This is a genomic window from Burkholderia sp. AU38729 (genome assembly GCF_020419725.1).
Taxonomy (GTDB): domain Bacteria; phylum Pseudomonadota; class Gammaproteobacteria; order Burkholderiales; family Burkholderiaceae; genus Burkholderia.
Genome location: NZ_JAIZQO010000006.1, coordinates 54,718 through 71,324, shown reverse-complemented (window position 1 = coordinate 71,324; position 16,607 = coordinate 54,718). Strand labels below are relative to the sequence as shown.

The 16,607-nt window shown below is 62.1% G+C and carries 14 protein-coding genes; all 14 read right to left on the bottom strand.

Annotated elements, in window-relative coordinates:
- Window positions 1–156: 156 nt before the first annotated feature.
- Window positions 157–375 carry a hypothetical protein gene (locus LGM56_RS17160; protein ID WP_143060042.1) on the bottom strand — a complete coding sequence of 73 codons (219 nt, stop codon included), beginning with the start codon at window positions 373–375 and terminating at the stop codon, window positions 157–159.
- 9 nt (window positions 376–384) lie between these two features.
- A complete protein-coding gene (locus LGM56_RS17155; RefSeq protein ID WP_226205928.1) occupies window positions 385–1,653 on the bottom strand; it encodes an NHL repeat-containing protein in 1,269 nt (422 codons plus the stop codon).
- An 80-nt stretch (window positions 1,654–1,733) separates the two neighbouring features.
- Entirely contained in the window at window positions 1,734–2,096 is a 363-nt protein-coding gene (locus LGM56_RS17150) for a Fis family transcriptional regulator (RefSeq protein ID WP_226205926.1), read from the bottom strand.
- 185 nt (window positions 2,097–2,281) lie between these two features.
- On the bottom strand, window positions 2,282–3,652 hold the full coding sequence (locus LGM56_RS17145; RefSeq protein WP_226205924.1) for a metallopeptidase TldD-related protein: 1,371 nt from the start codon (window positions 3,650–3,652) through the stop codon (window positions 2,282–2,284).
- Between the two features lie 90 nt (window positions 3,653–3,742).
- Entirely contained in the window at window positions 3,743–5,557 is a 1,815-nt protein-coding gene (locus tag LGM56_RS17140; protein ID WP_226205923.1) for an aminopeptidase P family protein, read from the bottom strand.
- A 53-nt stretch (window positions 5,558–5,610) separates the two neighbouring features.
- Window positions 5,611–7,377, bottom strand: a complete 1,767-nt coding sequence (locus LGM56_RS17135; RefSeq protein ID WP_226205921.1) for an ABC transporter ATP-binding protein/permease — start codon at window positions 7,375–7,377, stop codon at window positions 5,611–5,613.
- Window positions 7,378–7,439: 62 nt separating this feature from the next.
- Complete coding sequence (gene tldD / locus LGM56_RS17130) at window positions 7,440–8,906, bottom strand: metalloprotease TldD (RefSeq protein WP_226205919.1); 1,467 nt, start codon at window positions 8,904–8,906, stop codon at window positions 7,440–7,442.
- 25 nt (window positions 8,907–8,931) lie between these two features.
- Complete coding sequence (locus tag LGM56_RS17125; protein ID WP_226205917.1) at window positions 8,932–10,242, bottom strand: thioredoxin family protein; 1,311 nt, start codon at window positions 10,240–10,242, stop codon at window positions 8,932–8,934.
- A 17-nt stretch (window positions 10,243–10,259) separates the two neighbouring features.
- Window positions 10,260–10,670 (bottom strand): ExbD/TolR family protein, encoded by a 411-nt coding sequence (locus LGM56_RS17120; RefSeq protein ID WP_089498276.1) that lies wholly within the window; start codon window positions 10,668–10,670, stop codon window positions 10,260–10,262.
- Between the two features lies 1 nt (window position 10,671).
- Window positions 10,672–11,397: a MotA/TolQ/ExbB proton channel family protein gene (locus LGM56_RS17115; protein ID WP_319000770.1), complete on the bottom strand. Its 726-nt coding sequence runs from the start codon at window positions 11,395–11,397 to the stop codon at window positions 10,672–10,674.
- Between the two features lie 30 nt (window positions 11,398–11,427).
- Entirely contained in the window at window positions 11,428–12,093 is a 666-nt protein-coding gene (locus LGM56_RS36960) for an energy transducer TonB (protein WP_226205915.1), read from the bottom strand.
- Between the two features lie 107 nt (window positions 12,094–12,200).
- Window positions 12,201–14,495, bottom strand: coding sequence for a TonB-dependent siderophore receptor (locus LGM56_RS17105; protein WP_226205913.1), 2,295 nt, complete (start codon window positions 14,493–14,495; stop codon window positions 12,201–12,203).
- Window positions 14,496–14,959: 464 nt separating this feature from the next.
- The gene (locus LGM56_RS17100) at window positions 14,960–15,934 is read right to left on the bottom strand and encodes a FecR family protein (RefSeq protein WP_226205911.1); all 975 of its coding nucleotides are present in this window, start codon (window positions 15,932–15,934) and stop codon (window positions 14,960–14,962) included.
- 42 nt (window positions 15,935–15,976) lie between these two features.
- Window positions 15,977–16,468, bottom strand: a complete 492-nt coding sequence (locus LGM56_RS17095; protein ID WP_071335583.1) for an RNA polymerase sigma factor — start codon at window positions 16,466–16,468, stop codon at window positions 15,977–15,979.
- Between the last annotated feature and the right edge of the window lie 139 nt (window positions 16,469–16,607).

Below are 16,607 nucleotides of genomic sequence, written 5' to 3'. Positions count from 1 at the left end.
GGCCGCTGGCTCGCCCGATTTTTGCAACAATGCCCCAAGGTCAGCGTGTTTCATGCGCTACATGCTCTCCTGCTCGACGATTCACTGCAAGCACAAGACGGGTGCGAATTGCGCAGAGTTTCCCTAACAACGAGGACGTTGTGTATAACGACATGCCTATAATAACCCTTTTGGCTTGAGGGTTGGGTGATCGATATAAATTTGCGCCAGTATGTCGTACAAGCCACTCATGACATTACCAATCATCAGCTTGTATTTCTTAGCATCATCATCCGAGCAGTTATCAACAACAAGAAATACTGATTCATTCAACGATGCCCCCATCGAAAGCATCAACTCGTTTATCTTTCTGGCAGTTTCAAGATCGGCAATCATTGTTCACCCCTAGCAATCAACCCCATACAAAAATCCTTTCTCATCCATACAGCTTGTCATGCAATTCCAAAACGCAAATCCATAATCCGGAGTCGGCAAAGCTGTTTCGCTGCATTGAGCTATGCAGCTTTGCTTGACCTGCTGGCAATCAATCTGGAATGAATTAAATCTCTTGGAATTGATTTTGGCGCGCCCCCTTCCAAGATTAATCGAGTAGATTATATTTTCATCATATTCAGTAATATAGGCAATCCCAGATGAATTAATCGCAATACCCATGGGATGATTGAACGAAGCATTCGCTCCGAGACCATCTGTCGAGCCTGACTGCCCAGACTCGGTAAGCGTCGTCACAAGACCTGCTGCCGTAATCCTGCGGATCAGGTTGCTTTCCGTGTCCGCTACATACAGTATATCGGCTGCGTCGGCGGCGATACCCATGGGATGGTTGAACGACGCATTCCGCCCGAGGCCATCGGCTGAGCCTGTGTGCCCAGATCCGACAAGCGTCGTTACAAGACCTGCTGCCGTAATCTTGCGGATCAGGCTGTTTTCCGTGTCCGCCACGTAAATTGAACCCGCTCCGTCGACGACGATACCCATGGGATGGTTGAATAACGCATTCCCACTGAGACCATCGGTCGAACCTCTTTGCCCGGATCCGGCAAGAGTCGTCACAAGACCTGTTGCAGTAATCTTGCGGATCAGGTTGTTTTCCGTGTCCGCTACGTAGAGTGAACCGGCTCCATCGACAGCGATTCCCGTCGGATGATTGAACGACGCATTCCCCCCAAGACCATCGGTCGAACCTGATTGCCCAGATCCTGCAAGCGTTGTCACGAGACCTGCTGGAGAAATCTTCCGAATCTTATTGCTGGCTGTGTCCGCAACGTACAGAGCACCTCCTGCATCGACGGCGACACCGGATGGATGGTCAAAGGTCGCCCCCATACCCGCACCATCGGTCGAACCGGGTTGCCCTGATCCGGCGACCGTCGTTACAACGCCACTCGCCGCAACCTTCCGGATTTTATTGTTGCCGGCATCGGCGACGTAGAGACTTCCCATTGTATCGACGGCCAAATTGACCGGGCTATTAAATGACGCCGCGACTCCAGAACTGTCAACCGAACCATATTGTTTAGATCCCGCAAATACAGTAGCTGCCTTATTTGAAGTCGACAATGTGGAATTTTCAGCTGCCGGACCATCTCCATTGCAACCGACCAAAAACAAAGAACATAAAATAGCAAAAATCCAATGATTTATATTTGCCATCGCGAGATCCCCAATATAAATTTATTTCTTATTGAAAATGTCTTCTGCATGGTCAACTTCCAAAAGACGGCCGTGCAGTGTCACGCCCGGCTACAGGCCGATTCCAGTCGATTCGCGACGGCCTCGATCGCGCTCACGGGCGCGCGAGCCAGTTGGTCATCATGGCTCGTCACCAGCTCGGCGAATAACCGATAGCTGTCCTCATCGAACTGGATCTCGCCATCCCGCCCAGCCTGAAGCGCATTCCATGCAGCGGCCTCGTACTCATGGAACCCCCGCGTTTCCGCTGCGCCATACCCCAACGATCGCAGCATCTCGGCGGCCAGTGCCACTCTTGTCAGCAATTGCAGCGACGTCAACGTCCCAACGCCCGCCTTCAGTGCTTCGAGCTGCAGATGATATTCGAGCGCCAGACTATCCCTGACATGCCGGGGAAGCGGCATGCAATCGATCTTTCGAGCGCGTTTCCTCAGACTGGATTGGCGAGCCCGGCTATGGAAGTCACGCATGGTTCACCGTCCAGGAAATTGCCGGACGAAGGCTATCCCCCTTCCACGCAGCACGGAAAGGCCATTCTGCAATCGTCCATGCAACGCCCTGCGAGCCGCCGCGATCTCGACGAAACCGCTCATCGTCCGGCCACGGTCATTTCTTCGATCAACACCGAGCCCGACTTCAACGCGCCAGCCGTGAACGTATCGCTTCCCACCGCAACGATGTTCCTGAACATCTGCTGCAGCGTGCTGGCGACCGTAATGCCTTCCACCGGGTACTGGATCTTGCCGTTCTCGACCCAGAACCCGGCGGCACCTCGCGAATAGTCTCCGGTCACCAAATTGATGCCTTGTCCGATCATCGACGTGAGCAGCAGCCCCGTCCCGAGTCGCTCGAGCATGCCGTCGAGATCGTCGCCCGGCAGGGTTGCCGTGCTGCGCAACGACAGACCGTGCGGGCCGTGCGCGTTGCCGGTCGTTTGCATGCCGAGCTTTCTTGCCGCGTATGACGACAAGAAGTAGCCTTCGATCACACCGTCGTGCACCACGCGACGCTTCCGTGTTCTCACACCCTCGCCATCGAACGGCGCACTGCCCATCGCGGCCGGTACATGCGGATCCTCGTCGATCCGGATGTGCGGCGCGAAGATCTCCTTCCCGAGACTGTCGACCAGGAAAGACGCTTTCGCGAACAGCGCGCTGCCGCTCGCCGCCTGGACGAAATTCATCAGCAATCCCGCCGCCAACCGCGCCTCCACCAGAACGGGAACCTTTCTGGTCTCGAAGGGGCGCGGCTGCAGACGCGCAATGGCGCGCTCGGCTGCGTAACGCCCCACGAATTCGGGCGACGCCAGATCCTGGGGCCGCCGCTCCGACGTGTACCAGGATTCCATCTGCATATGACTGCCGCTTCCCGCCAGCGGTTTGCATGATATCGAGTGATTCGACGACGCGTAGCCGCCCTGAAACCCGTTCGACGCGGCGAGCACGAAGTGTCCGTTCATCGTATCGACGCTCGCCCCCTCCGAATTCTGGATCTGCGGGCTCACCGAAAACGCAGCGTCCTCGGCCCGGCGCGCGAGCTCCAGCGCTCCGTCGATCGACAGCGGCCACGGGTGGTAAAGGTCGAGATCGCGCGGCGCATGTTCGAGCTGGTCGTCGTCGGCAAGCCCGGTTGCCGCATCCTCGGCCGTGGCGCTGGCAATATGGTAGGCGGCAGCGACCGCATCTTTCAGGGCAGCCGGGGACAAATCGGACGTGGTTGCCGTACCCTGCTTGTTGCCGACATAGACGATGACGCTGGCGCCCTTGCTATGCTTGTGTTCGATGGTATTGGTTGCACCACGCCGAACAGATACGGAGAAGCCGCTGCCTTCCGCGATCCTTGTCATCGCACTGGTCGCACCGATAGCCTTGGCGTGCGCCAGGACGTCGGCCGCATATTGGTTGAATTCGTCTTGCGTATGCAGAAATTCATTCGATTGCATGTTCAGGTTGGCTTCCATGTTCCACTGTCTCGTGTTCATTGCGACGTGTCGTCACACGTCACCGTCGGTGACGTGACGCTCCCTCTTGTGTTGAACCGGCTGGCTTCGTCAGACAGGCTGCGTACGCGCGTCCAGCCATGCCTTCGCGTCACCGCTCACGTGCCCGCCGACGCACTCGCGCACCGTCGCGTGATATGCGTTCAGCCACGCGCGCTCGTCGTCGTGCAGCAGGTCGATCAGCACGCAGCGCGTGTCGATCGGGCACAGCGTCAGCGTCTCGAATGCGAGGAAATCGCCGAATTCCGTCTGCTCGCCCTCGCGGTTCACGACCAGGTTCTCGATCCGGATGCCCCATTTGCCGGGCCGGTACACGCCCGGCTCGATCGACGTGATCATCCCTTCCTCCATCGCCGTATGCGGCTCGGCCGGCGCGGAGTGCGAGATGACTTGCGGGCCCTCGTGCACGTTCAGGAAGTAGCCGACGCCGTGACCCGTACCGTGACCGTAGTCGAGCCCGGCCGCCCACATCGGCGCACGCGCGATCGCGTCGAGCATCGGCGAGCGGATCCCGCGCGGAAAGCGGGCGCGCGACAGCGCAATCATCGACTTCAGCACGATCGTGAAATCGCGGCGCTGCAGGTAGCTGATCGTGCCGACCGGCACGACACGCGTGATGTCGGTCGTGCCGGTCGTGTACTGGCCGCCCGAATCGACAAGCAGCAGGCCGTCGCCGGCGATCGTCGCGTGCGAAGCCGGCGTCGCTCGGTAGTGCGGCATCGCGCCGTTCGCATTGAAGCCGGCGATCGTCGCGAAGCTCGGCTGCACGTAGCCGGAGCGCCGTGCGCGCGCGGCCGTGAGCTGCTCGTCGATCGTCAACTCGGTGATCGTCTCGCGGTTCACCGCCTGCTCGAACCATGCGAAGAATTCGGCGAGCGCGGCGCCGTCGTGTTCCATCGTCACGCGCACGCACTCGATCTCGGCGGCCGTCTTGCGCGACTTCGCCAAGGTCGACGGGTTCACGGCCTCGATCAGCTTCACGCCGGCCGGCACCGCCTCGAGCGTGCCGAACGTCATGCGGCGCGGGTCGATCAGCAGCGTCGCGCCGTCGGGCAGCGCCGCGAGCGCGGCGCGCGCGGCATCGTACGGGCGAACCTCGACGCCGTCCTGCGCGAGTGCCGCGGCCAGTGCCGGCGAGATCTTGCCGTCGGCGACGAACAGTGTCGCGCGATCGCTGCCGATCATCGCGTACGCGACGAACACGGGGTTGAAGTCGACGTCGGTGCCGCGCAGGTTGAACAGCCACGCAAGATCGTCGAGCGTCGACACGAAATGCCATTGCGCGCCCTGCGCGCGCATCGCGCGACGCACTTCGGCCAGCTTGCTCGCGCGGCCCGTGTCGGCCTGCGGCGCGACGTGCTCGAATACCGCGTCGCCGGGCAGCCCCGGTCGCTCGGGCCAGATCGCATCGAGCAGGTCGAGATCGGTGCGCAGCGCGATGCCGCGCGCGTTCAACGCCCCCGTCAGCGCGCGGGCCGCCGCGACCACGAGCACCGCGCCGTCGACGCCGACCGTCGCGCCGGTCGGCACGTTCTGCGCGAGCCACTCGACGTGCGGCGCGCTTTGCTGACCGCCCGTCATCTTCATCAGCTGTACACCGGTGCCGGCGAGCTCGGCCTCGGCCTGCACCCAGTAGCGGCTGTCGACCCACAGGCCCGCGAAATCCGCGGTGACGACCAACGTGCCGACCGAGCCCGTGAAACCGGACAGCCAGCGGCGCGCCTGCCAGCGTTCGGGCAGGTACTCGGACAGGTGAGGGTCGGCGGACGGCACGAGATACGCGGCAGTCCCCTCGCGGATCATCGCGCCGCGCAGTCGCGCAATGCGAGCCGCCGCCGGCGTCATGTCAGGTAGAGGTTGATTCATGAACGTTCGTTTGTGTTTGGAATGGCGCCCGCGAAGGGTTGCCGAATCGCCCGTCACGCGGCGTCTTCATTCTTCACGCGATCGGTTTCTCGTTGCATCTGCTCCGCCGTCAGCAATTGCCACGCGCCCTCCGCCTGAAGCCGGAGTACATTCCGGTGGTACGCCAGCAGCGAATCGCGGTGGCCGACGCTGACGTACGTTGCACCGGCCAGCGCGAGTGCCCGATACAGCGCTTGCTCGGTGGCCAGGTCGACAGCGCTCGTTGCCTCGTCGAGAAACACGTAACGGGCGCGCGCAGCCAGTGCGCGTGCGAAGCCGATCCGCTGCTGCTCTCCCAACGACAGCACTCTCGACCAATCGATCACCGTATTGAATCCCCCATGCCTGCGGGCGAGATCCGGCAGATTGACCTGCTCCAGCAAGGCCTGGAGCTGTTGATCGGTATGCGTGCTTTCCGTCTCCGGGTACAGGATCTGCTCGCGCAGGCTTCCCAGCAGCATGTACGGACGTTGCGGCAGGAACAACACATCCTGCGGCGGCGGCATCGTGATCGTTCCGCTGCCCGTTCGCCACAGTCCCGCCACGGCACGCAGCAACGAACTCTTGCCGACGCCGGTTTGCCCCATGATCAGCAAGTGCTCGCCCCAGCCGATTGCCAGGCTCAATCCTCGCAGCAGCGTGCGCTCGCGGCCAGGCGTCTGGAGCGTAAGACGCGTCAGTTGAATCGCGTTGCCTTCCTGATACGCGATGGTTTCCGCGCGATCGGCACGGGCTGCGTTCACCGCATCCGCCTTTTCGACGATCTGGGCAAGCCGCACCACATGGGGCGCGGCGGACGCGAATATCGGCATGAACGTCGTCACGCGCTGGATGCCCTGAAGCAGCAGCGTTGCCGACGCCGTTCCTTGCGTCACCACGCCGAAACTGATCTTGCCGCTGAAGTAGAGCGGCACGAGGATGACGACCGGCAACAGCGTCCAGACGACACCGACCAGCGACTCGGTCGACCGCATGATGAAGGCGTAGCGCGCCGTGCCCCTCGCGATGTCCACGACCTTGTCCAGCCGACGCGCCACGCTGCGCGCCTCGGCGGATTCGCCGCGGTAAAGCGCGACCGTCTCGCCATTGCTCCTGACATGCAGGATACCGAAGCGAAGCTCGGCCTCGGAAACGGTCAAGTCGAAATTCAGGCGAATGAGCGGCCGGTACAGCAGCCACGTCACCACGGCGGAAACGATGCCGTAGGCAATGACGCCGTAGAACAAGAGCGGGGAAATCTGACGAAGCAGCAAGCCCTGGATGCCCAACGTGCCGGCCGAGTAGATGGCGATGCGCGGCAACATCGCCGCCATGTTGCAGAACGGCCCCGTTTCCTGCTGAATGCGCTGGTCGACGTTGTCGACGTCGCCATCCTGTTCGATCCGGTAGTACGTTCGGGCCCCCAGATATCGCGACATCAGGTCATTCGTCATCCATGCGCGCCAGTGGATGGCGAGCCGGGTGTAGACGAAATCGAAGAACTGACTGAGGATGCCGTTGTTGATGACCAGGCCGATCGATGTCACGAGCAGGAACAGGCGCCAGTAAGACAGCTCGTGGCGCCCCACCAGCGCGTCACTCATCTGCCGGGTCAGGATCGAGACCTTGCCGCCAAGCAGGATCTCGAACAGCGAGAACGCGATGAAGATGCCGAGCGCCAGCCATGAGCGCGATGCGCCGGCTCTCGTCCAGTAGGGGCGGGATATGTCGATGAAACGTCGAAAGAAGCGGCCGTTGAGACTGTAGTCCTTCGGGTCCGCTTGCGTGGTGGCAGTGAGCATGTCTTTATTCGTACATTGATCGGGCGCGAAAGTCCGTCGAAGCGAGCCGCATCGATCCTGGCTTAATGCGTTCCGCCGACCGTGACCTCGTCCAGCCGCAGTGTGGGCTGGCCGACACCAACCGGCACGCCCTGGCCTTCCTTGCTGCACGTGCCGACACCCTTGTCGAGCGACAGGTCATTGCCGATCATGCTCACGTACTTCAGCGATTCCGGGCCGCTGCCGAGCAGCGTCGCGCCCTTCACCGGGTAGGTGATCTTGCCGTTCTCGATCATGTACGCCTCGGATGCCGAGAACACGAACTTGCCGCTCGTGATGTCGACCTGGCCGCCGGAGAAATTGACCGCATACAAGCCGTTCTTCACCGACGCGATGATTTCCTGCGGATCCGTGTCGCCGTTCAGCATGTACGTGTTGGTCATGCGCGGCATCGGCAGCGCCGCGTACGACTCGCGCCGCGCATTGCCGGTGACGGACATCTTCATCAGGCGCGCATTCAGCGTGTCCTGGATGTAGCCCGTCAGGATGCCGTCCTCGATCAGCGTCGTGCGCTGCGTCGGGTTGCCTTCGTCGTCGACGTTGAGCGAGCCGCGGCGGTTCGGCACCGTGCCGTCATCGACCACCGTCACGCCCTTCGCGGCGACTCGCTCGCCGATGCGGCCGGCGAACGCCGACGAGCCCTTGCGGTTGAAGTCGCCCTCGAGGCCGTGGCCGATCGCTTCGTGCAACAGAATCCCGGGCCAGCCGGCCCCGAGCACGACGGTCATCGTGCCGGCGGGCGCGGGGCGCGCGTCGAGGTTTACGAGCGCCGCGTGCACCGCGTCATCGACGTAGCGCGACAGCACGTCGTCGGTGAAGTAACCGTAGTCGAAGCGGCCGCCGCCGCCGCCGGAGCCGCTCTCGCGGCGGCCGTTCTGCTCGGCGATCACCGTGACCGACACACGCACGAGCGGGCGGATGTCGGCCGCGAGCGCGCCGTCGCTGCGCGCGACCAGCACGACGTCGTATTCGCCGGTGAGGCCCGCCATCACCTGCGTGACGCGCGGGTCGCGGCCGCGCGCCATCTGCTCGATGCGCTCGAGCAGCTTGACCTTGGCCGTCGCGTCGAGCGACGCGAGCGGATCGGACGGCAGATACAGGTCGTGACCCGTCACGCTCTTCAGCGAAGCGTCCGCCGTCACCTTCTGCATGCCGCCGCCGGCCGCCGCGATCGCCTTGGTGGCCGCGGCCGCCTGCGCGATCGCCGCGGGCGAGAGGTCGTCGGAAAACGCGAACGCGGTGCGGTCGTCCGCGACCGCGCGCACGCCGACGCCCTGATCGATGCTGAAGCTGCCCGATTTGACGATGCCTTCCTCGAGGCGCCATGCTTCGCTGCGGCGTGCCTGGAAGTACAGGTCCGCGTAGTCGACGCGATGCGTGAAGATGTCGGCGATCGTGCGCGTGAGCAGGCTCTCGTCGACGCCGTAGGGCGTCAGCAGAATGTCCTTTGCGACGATCAGATTGCGCAAGGAGGGATCAACAGAGATCATGAATAATCGAAGGAAGGAAAGAGGTTCAAACAGAACGGGGAGCGTTCGCGCTCAGCCACGTCAACAGGGATTCCGCGACATCCGCACAGACGATTGCGGCTTGCCGCACGCTATCCATGCTGACGACGTCGTATCGCTTCCAGAGGTCCGGGTCCTGCTCCCGGCACTGTTGAATGAATGCCCCGCGGCGCTCGATGAAGGCCGACACCCATGCCGCCCGCGCTGCGGCGTCGTCGCGCGGCGCGCTTCCGATCTCGCTGTGCACCTGTTCCGTAGCGCGTTCGAGCATCGCGGTGATTTTCTGCTCTTCGTCGTCACGCCAATCGGCCTTGCGGCGAAGCTCCCGATTCACGTACTTCAGGATCATGTGGAGTTTCCCATTGGCCGACCAGTCCGACATGGGACCGGCCAAGCCCTCGAGCATCTGGCTTGCCTCAAGGTCGGCCGATCCGTCGCCCACGCCCAGCATCACGGCCGCGCGCTGCAACACCTCCCATTCCTTTGCCGCGATCTTCTCGCCGGCGCGCTCACGCGCGTGCGCTGCCTTGATGCGCAACACGATGCCGCGCTCGGTTTCGGCCGTGAAGTACTGCGTGATCTCCCAGCGCGAGTGGTAAACGAGTTCATGGAGAACGTCGGTCGCGGCGCGTGCGAGATTCGCGCCCACCGGAATGGCGTGGAAGATCTTCAGCGCAGCCGCATCGGCTTCTTCCGCACCGTCCTTGACTCGGCTCAGGAACATCCAGATCGAATCGACGAGGTCCCCGAACTGCCGTGGTACCCCGACAACCTCCTCGAACTGCCCCCGGGCGCCTGCCAGCCGCGTCGACGGTTCCTGGACGCGCTCACTGCCGCGCTGCTCGTCCGAAAGCTCGTGATAGCGGCTGATGCATCGATCCTTGTGCGCTTCATCCCCGCCGAAGCTGCACCATGCCGCGGCCGGTGCATCGACCGCGGCGGCTTCCGGCTCGTCGCTTCCGGCTTCGCTCGCGGCCGATTCCGGCGTCTCCAGTCCGCATTGCGCGAACCATTTCTCCATCGTCATGCGCATCCGTATGGTCGACGGTCCGGTCAGCCTGTCGTGCTCCTTGCCGTTCGCATAAAAGATCAGCGTCGGAATCGCCCGCACGCCGAATTTCTTGCCGCCGTCCGGCTCGGAGTCGATGTTCAGCTTCAGGATCTTCAGTCGCCCCTCATAGTCCTTCGCAAGCCGATCCAGATGAGGCGCGAGCGCGCGGCAAGGTCCGCACCACGGCGCCCAGAAATCCACGAGTACGGCTGTTTCGCCCGACACGTCGTCGAGCAGCGTCGCGGCGGTCGTATCAAGAATTGACATCGTTCATATTCCTAAATTTATTTTGATTTCGGCTGCGTGACGAAATCGATTTTCACGAGGCCTGCGCGCTGGGCCGCCGAAAGCAGGTTGGCCACCGATTCATAACGCGCGGCCCGGTCGGCATACAGCTCGATCTCCGGCTGCGGTTGCTGGGCCGCCGCCTGATTCAGCCGGGCATCCAGTGCATCGGCTTCAACGGGCTTCTCGTCCCACAGCACCGTGCCGCTCGCGTCGACCGATAAACTCACGTGCGCGGGCCGCGTATCGTTCGGACTGCTGTTCGCACTCGGCAAGTCGAGCTTGACGGCGTGATTGATCACCGGCAACGTCACCATGAACACAATCAGCAATACGAGCATCACGTCGATGAGCGGCGTCATGTTGATGTCGCTCATGACGTCGTCGTGGCTGTCGTCAAAGAACGCCATGTCAGCTCTCCTCGACCGTCGCGACGCGTTTCTGCTCGATCTTCACGCGCACGGAAGCCGTGCGATGATGGTCCGAGTTCATCAGATACGCGTGCAACTCGTGGCGGAAGCGCGCGAGCTTGTGGACGATCATGCGATTGCCGCGGGACACCGCGTTGTAGCCGAGCACGGCCGGGATCGCGACAAACAGGCCGAACGCGGTCATGACCAGCGATTCGCCGACGGGCCCGGCCACTTGCGCGAGACTGCTCTGCCCCGCCTCGCTGATGCCGAGCAGCGCGTGATAGATCCCCCAGACAGTGCCGAACAGGCCGACAAACGGCGCCGTGCTGCCGACTGATGCAAGCGCCCCAAGGCCGCTCGCCATTCGGGCAACCTGCTCTTCGAGCGCCACGCTCAGGCAGCGCTGCAGCCAGTCGTCCGGCGAGAGCACTTCCTTCAGGTGCGTATCGTTATGTCGCTCCGATGCTTCACGCGCGGCCTCCGCGAGATTCTGGTATGGGTTGCTGTGGTCGAAGCGACCCAGTGCCGCACACCCTTCCTCGATCGAACCCGCCTGCCAGAATTTGCGCTCGGCGGCTTTACTCTGCCTTCTCATGCGGATCAGTTGCGCGCCCTTGTAGAGCATGACCGCCCACGACGTCAGCGACATGACGACCAGGACCAGCGCGATGGCGTGACTGATCGTGTCGCCACGATTTACGATGTCTGCGATTCCGTAGTTCATTGCTGTACTCCTCGACGAGCTGCTTGCAGCTCAGTTGTCCAATCTGAATTCAAGTGGTTGAAGCGCGCGAACGACGATCGGCGTCCCGTTCTCCAGGTACGGCTTGCAACGCCCGGCGAGCATCGCGGCACGCGCGGCCGTATCGAGTTCTTCGAAACCGCTCGATTCGGTGGTCGTCGCCTCCGTGATGCGGCCGTCGATGCCGATCGTCACGCGCAGCACCACCTTGCCTTCGTGATTCAGCCGGCGTGCAAGCGCGGGATACGGCGGCCGCTCGATGTCGCATGAAACGTGCGCCACGCTCTTGGCGTCCTGCCCGCCGGCGAGCGCCATCATCTGCGCGGCTGCCGGCTGCGCCGACGGGGCGCTCTTTGCGCTTGTCTCGACGGGTTGGACGGGTGGCGGCGTAGGCACCGGCGGTTCCGGTTCATGCGCTTGCGGGGTCGCCGCCTGGGCCGCACGCGGTGCGTCGTGATGCGTGGCGAGCACGGGCGCGCGGTGCGGCACGGGCGGCTTGCGCGTCACCGGCTTGACGGGTGGCCGCGGCAGAACGGGCGTCGGGGTCGGTTGCGGCGTGTTCACCAGCGTCACGCTGATCGACGATCCGGCCGACGCGAGCTTCCCGGCATGCAGGTCGAGATGGACGTCGGCCTTCCAGAACGCGACCAGCAGCAACGCATGAAGCGCCACCGCCACGCCCATTGCGACAGGCCGGCCATAACCGATACGAACCTCCCGGCCCGCTGCTGCGGGGCCGGATGCGTACCTTGACGGCAATACGATCGAACTATCCACGACATGCCTCAGAAGTTATAGCGTCCGGTCAGGTAAATCAGTCGGCCCGGCTGCAGGCCGACGATCGCTGAAGTCATCTGGTTCTGATAGAGGGTGCGGTTGAACAGGTTCTTGACGCCCAGGGTCGCCGTCCATTGCTTCGCGTGGTAATACACGCTCGCATCGGTCTGCGCTTGCCCCGGAGCCTTGAATACCCCGAGGCGCGAGTTCGACACTTGATAGCCGCTGCGCGCTTCGACGCCCGCACCGACGCCCCACCCATGCAAACGCTCGCCCTGCAGGTCGTAGGTCATCCAGATCGTGCCGCTATGACGCGGCACTTCGCTCACACCGTCCGTGATTTGCTGCTGATTGCTGAAGGTGTAGTTCGCGAAAACGTTCAACCCCGGCAACAGACGGCCGGTGACGCTCAGTTCTGCGCCGCGTACCACCATGCCGCCGCCGAGCGTGGAGAAATTCGTGCCGGGAATGCCAACCAGGACGTTGCTTTGCGCGGTTCTGAATACGTCGGCCGTTGCGCTCAGGCGATCGTCGAAGAAGTTGAACTTGAAGCCTGCCTCGACCGATCGCCCGATTTGTGGAGGCGGCACACTGCCATCCAGCAGAAGCGTTCCATATTGCGGGTAGAAACTGCGCAACGCGTTTGCATAAACGGCGACGTTATCCGTGAGCTGGTAAAGGATGCCGAGGTTCGGCGACCATTGCGATTGAGAGGCCGTATTGGTGCCCCATACCGTCCCGCGAGCGATGCTCGCGAGGATATGCAACCTGTCCCAGGTAATCTGATCCTGAAAGTAGACCGTGGACGAGTACGATTTGACGGGGCTGCCCGAATATTGCGACGTCCCGGTAATGGGCGGTGCCGAAGCCAGCGGGAATGGGGCAACGAGAAACTTCATGGGCAAACTGGTGAAATCTGTCCAATAGACGCTGTTGCTCACGCCCACGAGAACGGTTTGCTTGACCGGGCCCAAAGAAAACTTCGCCTGCAGATGATTGTCCAGGTCGAAGCCGTAGGAACGCGAGTGGTCATTGAAGCCCAAAAAAACGGTCTTCCCGGATCCGATGCCGATCGGATCATAGAAATCACGCTGGGAAAAAGTCGACGCCTGATATTGCGCCTTGCTTTCAAACTTGAAGATCGATCCGAGCTGCTGTGTGAAATCGACCGACAGCGTATCCATCTGGCTCAGCGAATTCTGGGATGGCGTGCTGCGCGAATGGATCGGCAGCGGGTCGTCTCCGACCCGAGGCTGTGTCAGCTGTATCGGCGGTCGGTTGACCACCTGATGCTGGTAGCCGAGAACGATGTCCGTGTTACCCGATTTCCATTCGATCGACGGCGCGACGTAGAAGTTTCTCTGGCCGTCGTAACCGCCGAAGGACTCCCCGGCTCGCTCGGCGGACAAGACGAACCGATAGCGGAGCGACTTGTCGCTCGTCAGTGCGCCACCCAGATCGATCGAGCTCATCCAGTCGCCGTAGGAGCCCGTTTGCAGCGTCAGCTGCCGAACGGTTTCGGCGGTCGGTCTTTTGATCACGATGTTGACCACGCCCCCCGGAACCATGGCTCCCGACAGAATGGAGTCGGCACCTTTGAGCACTTCGATTCTTTCGACGCCGGCCACCGGAATATCCAGCGAATTGCTGGACCCCGTATCGTTGTGGCCATTGCTCATCGTGGCCGCTGTGAAGCCCCGCACACTGACTTGAGCACCGTTACCCCAGTCCTGCACCGTGACACCGCTCACGTTGGCGAGTGCCTCGGACACCGTTTGAGTCTGCTTGCTGTCGAGCAGGTCCTTCGTGACGACCTGAATCGACTGCGCGGTCTGCGAAATCGGCGTATCGGTGCGCGTCGCCGTGCTGGTCGAATCGGCGACGAAACCCTTATCGAGGCTGGCGCTGCCGGTGGTTTCACTGACCGTAATCGTCGGGAGTACTGAATCCTGTCCCGACTTCGACGCGCCCGGCGAAGGCGGTGGGTCGGACCGCTTGATGACGTAAGTCTTGGCGTCCACTTGCTCGACGCGCAGACCAGTGCCGTTCAACAGGCGCGCCAACGCGTCATTCACGGTCAGCATGCCCGACACCGCCGGCGCGGCGCGGCCCGCAACGATGTTGTCGGGCGCGAGGATATTGACGCCGGCCTCGCGAGCGAGCTGCGACAATGTCGTGGAAAGCGACTGCGCGGGCAAATTGATCGACGTTTGCGCGTACAACGAAATGCTCGCCATGCCGACGACACTGGCCGCCACATGCCTTGCCAACGCCCTTGCCACAGGCTGCTTGAATTGCTTCATTGTCCCCTCTCTGTCAGTGCAAAGATGTGATTGAGCCTTGACGTTGCTATCGGTCAGGCTTCACCACTAAAGACGACGCAGGGAGCAAAAAAGACCAGCCGCGTGCTATTGAAATTTTTCATCGCGACGATAGCCAAATGCTTTCGAGTCGCGCTGCCTGCACGCGCGCAAAAGAACGGCTTGTCGGTTGTATGTCGCCATCAAGAAGCCGCTCGGCAGAGGCAAGTTGTGAGGACTGGGGTGAAGCGCTGCTGGAAGATATCGCGCTTCGATGACGAGCGCGCGGCCGTGCTTGGGCGCACCGGGTGCTGCGACGATCGCAGACCAGGCCCGATCGATGGACAGCTGGCCTCTTGCCAGCGCGAAAGCATTCTTCGGCGTTTTCGTTATGCGAGGACGTGTAACGCCGGCGTCGCCTCGTCAGGCGCGGACATTGACGGCAGCAGCAACACGCGGAAGCGACGCTATCGACGCGATGCGATCACGGCGGTCCCGTCCGGCTGAAACTTCACCGTCACGGGGGCGACCATGGGCAACGATCTCAGCAAAACATCGGGATCCGAAATTGAAAACCCGCCCGTCACGCGAAACCGCGCCGCGACGTTATCCGCCAGCACGATGCGGGCGACCCGGTACCGCTGCAATTCGTGTATGACGCTGGACAGCGGCGTACCGTCGAATTGCAGGCGCCGATCCTTCCAGCTCACCATCGCGTCGAATGCCTGCCTGTCGGATACTTCGACGATCTGGGTTCCGGTTGCCCTCGCCGCTTCGTTCGCGTCGAGATCGGCGACAGGGCCGCCCGAGCGGAGCGACAGCTCGACGCGCCCTTCCAGTACCGCGACGTCCACATCGGCGGGACGAACGCGTACGGAGAAGCGCGTGCCGACGTCGCGGATATCGGTCGCGCCGGCAATCACATGAAAAGGACGGAGGGAATCGTGCTTGACGGCATAGAGCGCCTCGCCTTCGAGCATCGTCACTTCACGAGACCGGAGCCGATTGACGAACTGTATCGACGTCGCGGTGTTGAGGCGCACATGGCTGCCGTCATCCAGAGCGGCGTCGACCTGCTCACCGACAGCCGACGAAAAACGCTGCTCCGACAGTACCGGATTGACCGCCCATGCGGCCACGGCGAATGCACACGCACTGAAACCGATCGCACTCGCGATTGCGGGCCATCTCGGCGCGCGCCGCACCACTGCTTCCCGGGAGGGTGAAAGATGACGCCTGTAGCGACCGCGCAGTTCGTGCACGAAAGTGTCAACCTCTCGGTCGACGCTCATATGCTCGGCGATATACGCCAGACGTTTCGGATCGTCTCCAGCCCAGCGCTGGAGCGCAGCACGCGCAAGGGTTCGCTCCTCGCCGCGACCAAAATGGATCGTTACGAGGAGTTCGTCAGCCTCGTCCTTTTGCGACTCGGTCCATGTCATCGTTGAAAATGGCACAATCCGTAGCGAATCGAATGATTCATTCTACAGCAAGGCGATTCTGCATTCTTTCATCGCCTGGACCAGGTACTTGCGCACGACGGTCGTGCTGATTCCCATCTCCTGCGCGGTCTCGTCATACGAAAGACCGTGCAACTTGCACAACACGAATGCCTCCCTGCAACGGGGTGGCAACGCATCCAGCGCCTTGCCGAGAATCTCCATCCGCTGACGCGCGGCATAGCGTCGCTCCGGCGTCAGTTCGGATACGGGCAACTGGTCGGCGAGTCCGTCGACGTCGTCGAGCGACTGGTGCGGTACACGCTTCCTGCGTCGAGCGGAATCGATCTGCTGGTTGCGCGAGATGGCGAACAGCAGGCCGGCCGGCGACTCAACCGGGCGCTGCCCCGCATAGCGGAGCACCTGCTCGAAGGACGACTGCGCAATATCGGCGGCATCGTCGGCGCTCAACTCCCGGGTGAGAACACGGCGGAGGTCGGCGTAGCCCCGCAAGAGATCATCGATAAAGCTAGCCATTTGCGTTGCTCCGTCCCACATCCAGCGATACATGGAGATCGTAAGAATTGACCGGCTGCCGCGCCGTGATCTGACCAAATCAATTTCAAGCGTTCGCCCCTAAGATGACATCATCATAGCGACGCCAATTTAGAATGAA

Excerpts from the sequence above, each read along its gene's own strand:
- LGM56_RS17105 (WP_226205913.1), bottom strand. The coding sequence starts at position 14,495 with ATGAAGCAATTCAAGCAGCCTGTGGCAAGGGCGTTGGCAAGGCATGTG.
- LGM56_RS17150 (WP_226205926.1), bottom strand. The coding sequence starts at position 2,096 with ATGCCGCTTCCCCGGCATGTCAGGGATAGTCTGGCGCTCGAATATCAT.
- LGM56_RS17120 (WP_089498276.1), bottom strand. The coding sequence starts at position 10,670 with ATGGCGTTCTTTGACGACAGCCACGACGACGTCATGAGCGACATCAAC.
- LGM56_RS17155 (WP_226205928.1), bottom strand. The coding sequence starts at position 1,653 with ATGGCAAATATAAATCATTGGATTTTTGCTATTTTATGTTCTTTGTTT.
- LGM56_RS17095 (WP_071335583.1), bottom strand. The coding sequence starts at position 16,468 with ATGGCTAGCTTTATCGATGATCTCTTGCGGGGCTACGCCGACCTCCGC.
- LGM56_RS17100 (WP_226205911.1), bottom strand. The coding sequence starts at position 15,934 with ATGACATGGACCGAGTCGCAAAAGGACGAGGCTGACGAACTCCTCGTA.
- LGM56_RS17135 (WP_226205921.1), bottom strand. The coding sequence starts at position 7,377 with ATGCTCACTGCCACCACGCAAGCGGACCCGAAGGACTACAGTCTCAAC.
- LGM56_RS17145 (WP_226205924.1), bottom strand. The coding sequence starts at position 3,652 with ATGGAAGCCAACCTGAACATGCAATCGAATGAATTTCTGCATACGCAA.
- tldD (WP_226205919.1), bottom strand. The coding sequence starts at position 8,906 with ATGATCTCTGTTGATCCCTCCTTGCGCAATCTGATCGTCGCAAAGGAC.
- LGM56_RS17125 (WP_226205917.1), bottom strand. The coding sequence starts at position 10,242 with ATGTCAATTCTTGATACGACCGCCGCGACGCTGCTCGACGACGTGTCG.
- LGM56_RS17115 (WP_319000770.1), bottom strand. The coding sequence starts at position 11,397 with ATGAACTACGGAATCGCAGACATCGTAAATCGTGGCGACACGATCAGT.
- LGM56_RS17160 (WP_143060042.1), bottom strand. The coding sequence starts at position 375 with ATGATTGCCGATCTTGAAACTGCCAGAAAGATAAACGAGTTGATGCTT.
- LGM56_RS17140 (WP_226205923.1), bottom strand. The coding sequence starts at position 5,557 with ATGAATCAACCTCTACCTGACATGACGCCGGCGGCGGCTCGCATTGCG.